The 1,310-nt window shown below is 67.1% G+C and carries 1 protein-coding gene and 1 pseudogene; both read left to right on the top strand.

Going from position 1 to position 1,310, the window contains the following annotated elements; genetic code table 11:
- The first annotated feature begins 77 nt into the window (after nt 1-77).
- On the top strand, nt 78-365 hold the full coding sequence (locus H6A15_RS10155; RefSeq protein WP_087202835.1) for a transposase: 288 nt from the start codon (nt 78-80) through the stop codon (nt 363-365).
- Nucleotides 366-376: 11 nt separating this feature from the next.
- Nucleotides 377-1,282 (top strand): annotated as a pseudogene (locus H6A15_RS10150) (IS3 family transposase); the annotation flags it as partial.
- Between the last annotated feature and the right edge of the window lie 28 nt (nt 1,283-1,310).

Below are 1,310 nucleotides of genomic sequence, written 5' to 3'. Positions count from 1 at the left end.
CTGAATCTCCCCCGTTTCCGTTGACACTTCGAGTTCCGTTTGGGCATGATGCCGTAAACGGGGAAAGGGGGCATGGGATGGGACATCCGTCGCCCAAGTATTCGGCAGAGTTCAAGCAGCAGGCCGTGCGGCTCTACAACGAGAGGGGGACCACCTACGCGGAGGTCGCCCGCGAGCTCGGCGTCGACCCGGGGAGCCTGTCGGACTGGGTCAAGAGGGCCGACGCCGCGCAGGCGCCGGCAGGGGACAACCCCTTCCAGATGGCGGAGGACCTCCGCAGGCTGAGGCGCGAGAACGAACGGCTGAAGAGGGAGAACGAGATACTTTTAAAAGCGAGCGCCTTCTTCGCCAGCAGGCAGCTGTAGGCTCGCAGGCGGAGAGGGCGAAGTTCGCTTTCATCCTGCTCAACGAGGGCGCCTGGAGCATATCCGAGATGTGCGCGGCCCTCCATGTCACCAGGCAGGGCTACCACGCATGGAGAAAGCGGCCGCCGAGCGCGCACGACCTGCGCGACGCCGAGCTGGCCGCGGCGATCTCCGAGATATACACCGCCAGCCGCGGCATCTACGGCGCCCCGAAGGTGTTCCAGGAGCTCAAGAAGGCGGGCGTGCGCACCTCCCGCAAGCGCGTGGCGCGCATCATGCGCGACAACGGCTGGGCCGGCACGACGCGCGGCTGCGCCAAGCGCCCCAAAGGCGAGGCAAAGCAGGCGGCGCCGCAGCTGTGCGCCGCGCCCGACCTGGTGCGCCGCGACTTCGCCGCGGGCGGGCCGAACGAGGTGTGGTTCGCGGACATCACCTACGTGAGGACCCATCAGGGCTGGCTCTACCTGGCCGTCTTGATGGACGTGTGGTCGAGGAGGGTCGTCGGCTGGTCGATGTCGGCGCGCATGACGGCGGAACTGGCCGACGACGCGCTCAGGATGGCGATCGCCCGCAGGCGCCCTTCCGAGGGCTGCATCCATCACAGCGACCACGGCTCGCAGTACGCCTCGCTGCTGCTCGGCAAGACGATGCGGGAGGCCGGGATCGAGCCGTCGATGGGATCGATATCGTCGCCTTGGGACAACGCGGCCATGGAGTCGCTCATGGGCGTCATCAAGGCCGAGTGCGTGCACGCGCGCACCTTCGAGAGCCGCGACCAGGCGGCGCTCGAGATCTTCGAGTACATCGAGTGCTTCTACAACAGGGTCAGGACGCACTCGGCGCTGGGGTACCTCAGCCCCGAGGAGTTCGAGCGGGCCAACTGGCCCGAGGAGGACCGCCACCCGATGGCGGCGTAAGGGTGTAAACGGAATCGGGGTAGATTCA

Source organism: Enorma phocaeensis, assembly GCF_016901575.1.
GTDB classification, from domain to species: Bacteria; Actinomycetota; Coriobacteriia; order Coriobacteriales; family Coriobacteriaceae; genus Limicola; species Limicola phocaeensis_A.
This window is presented reverse-complemented; position numbering and strand designations above follow the sequence as displayed.